Origin of the sequence: Synechococcus sp. R8-2 (assembly GCF_047461715.1) — a bacterium.
Lineage (GTDB): Bacteria > Cyanobacteriota > Cyanobacteriia > Thermostichales > Thermostichaceae > Thermostichus.
Genome location: NZ_JANSHQ010000446.1, coordinates 1 through 2,350 on the forward strand (window position 1 = coordinate 1; position 2,350 = coordinate 2,350).

Sequence of the window (2,350 nt, forward strand, 5' to 3'; positions counted from 1 at the left end):
GAGAAGGGATCCCGGCTGGGGATCCCCTTTTGGTTTCTGGGTTGAGCTTCCTCAGGTCGATGGACGGCACAGGACGCTTCAACGCTGGCACGAGGTGCTGTTGACCAAAAGCAGCCAAGTTGCTCAAGGGATCCACAATTGAGGGGTGCTATTTCCTCGGAAAAAAACGGGATCCCATCAGGGATCCCGCTGCAGAATCGGCCACACCGCTCAGGCGTCGAAGTAAAGGGCGAACTCGTAGGGGTGAGGCCGCAGATTGATGGGGTTGATCTCGTTGTCGATCTTGTACTCGATATAAGTCTGGATCAGATCCTCAGTAAAGACACCGCCCTCTAGCAAGAAGGCATGATCCTTCTGCAAGCTTTCCAGGGCATCCAGCAGGGATCCGGGTGTGGAAGGGATCTTGGCCAGCTCTTCCGGCTCCAGATCGTAGATATCTTTGTCCAAGGGCTCGCCGGGATGGATCTTATTCTTGATCCCGTCCAGGCCAGCCATCAGCATGGCCGAAAAGGCGATGTAGGGGTTGCAGGTGGCATCCGGGCAGCGGAACTCCAGACGCTTGGCCTTGGGATTGTTGCCGGTCACCGGAATGCGAATGGCAGCGGAACGGTTGCCCTGGGAGTAAGCCAGGTTCACCGGCGCCTCGAAGCCGGGCACCAAGCGCTTGTAGGAGTTGGTGGTGGGGTTGGTGAAGGCCAGGATTGCCGGGGCATGCTTGAGCAGGCCACCGATGTAGTAGAGAGCTGTCTCGCTCAGGTTGGCATAGGTGCCTTCGCTGTAGAACAGGGGCTGGCCATCCTTCCAGAGGGACTGGTGGGTGTGCATGCCAGTGCCGTTGTCGTTAAATAGGGGCTTGGGCATGAAGGTGACGGTTTTGCCGTGCTTGCGGGCCACGTTCCGGATCACGTATTTGTAAACCATCATGTAGTCGGCAGCCGTGATCAGATCGGCAAAGCGATAGCCCAACTCCCCTTGCCCGCCGGTAGCCACCTCGTGGTGATGCTTCTCGATGGGCACCCCCAACTTGCCCATGGTCAGCAGCATCTCGGTGCGGATGTTTTGATGGGCATCGGTGGGCGGGGCCGGGAAATAGCCCTCTTTGTAGCGAGGCTTGTAGCCCAGGTTGCCACCTTTCTCCTCGCGGCCCGAGTTCCAGCGACCTTCGATGGAATCCACGAAGTAGTAGGCCGAGTTTTGGGTTTGGTCGAAGCGAACATCCTCAAAAATGAAAAACTCCGCTTCCGGCCCGAAGTAAGCCGTATCGGCAATGCCCGTCGATTGCAGATAGGCAACGGCACGGGCGGCAAGGCTGCGGGGACAGCGGCTATAGGGCTGGCCAGTGCGCGGCTCAACAATGCTGCAAGTTATGCTGAGGGTGGGCACCTCCAGAAAGGGATCGATCCAAGCCGTTTTGGGATCCGGCACCATGTACATGTCCGACTCGTTGATCGCTTTCCAGCCCCGGATACTGGATCCGTCAAAGGGAAGCCCCTCGGTGAAGGTTTCTTCCTTGATCATCGAGGTGTGGAAGGAAACATGCTGCCAGGTGCCAAAGATATCCACAAACTTGAGATCCACTATCTGGACGTTGTTGTCCTGGATCATCTGAAGCACTTCTTGGGGCGTGGATGCCATTACTCTCTCCTGATTGGGTTGCGGTTAAGACTGGGGGAACTGTGGCTGAAACAAATGGGATCCCAGCAGGTGATCCCCACGCTTCGACCCAGACAGGCCAAAAACGCTCACTCATCCTAGAAAGGCCAACACGGGTATTTTGTAGTTTCTGATACAAAATTCATTTGAGCTCCGCTTTCTGACCAAGACCAAATTGCTGGCCATCTCAGACACCTCTTTTCCTTCTGGCTTGGGTCAACCGGGATTGGGTGTTGGGGATCCAGAACTTGAGCAATGGCCGCCACCCTGCCAACCTCTGGGCAGAAATAACCGGATGGGGCGGGCAAAACCCTGCCCCGGTTGCCTGAGGCGAGCGAAAATTAGGATCAGCAGGCCCCCAGCTCGCCCGGTTTGCCAAAGGGTGTTAAGCTAAAGCGTAGTCGTTATGAGTTTGGCTTTTATTCCCATTGCAGAAGGAGAGACATCGGATGACAGAGCAAAGTCGGGTTGAGAATGTGGTGATTATCGGCTCCGGCCCTGCTGGGTTTACAGCAGCCATTTACGCTGGGCGTGCCAACCTGAAGCCGGTTGTGTTTGAGGGGTTCCAGGCGGGCGGGATCCCGGGCGGGCAACTGATGACCACCACCGAGGTGGAGAACTTTCCGGGCTTTCCCGAGGGCATCACCGGCCCCCAACTGATGAAGAACATGCGGGCTCAAGCGCAGCGGTGGGGGGC

General features: G+C 57.0%; 2 protein-coding genes. One reads left to right on the plus strand and one right to left on the minus strand.

Annotation, left to right across the window (positions count from 1 at the left end; all coding sequences use genetic code 11):
• Positions 1–210: 210 nt before the first annotated feature.
• Positions 211–1,635 (minus strand): type I glutamate--ammonia ligase, encoded by a 1,425-nt coding sequence (gene glnA / locus NW819_RS10610; RefSeq protein ID WP_414342228.1) that lies wholly within the window; start codon positions 1,633–1,635, stop codon positions 211–213.
• A gap of 467 nt (positions 1,636–2,102) precedes the next feature.
• Between glnA and NW819_RS10615 the strand changes: the two genes are divergently transcribed.
• A partial coding sequence (locus NW819_RS10615) for an NAD(P)/FAD-dependent oxidoreductase (protein WP_414413720.1) occupies positions 2,103–2,350 on the plus strand: 248 nt, incomplete at its 3' end.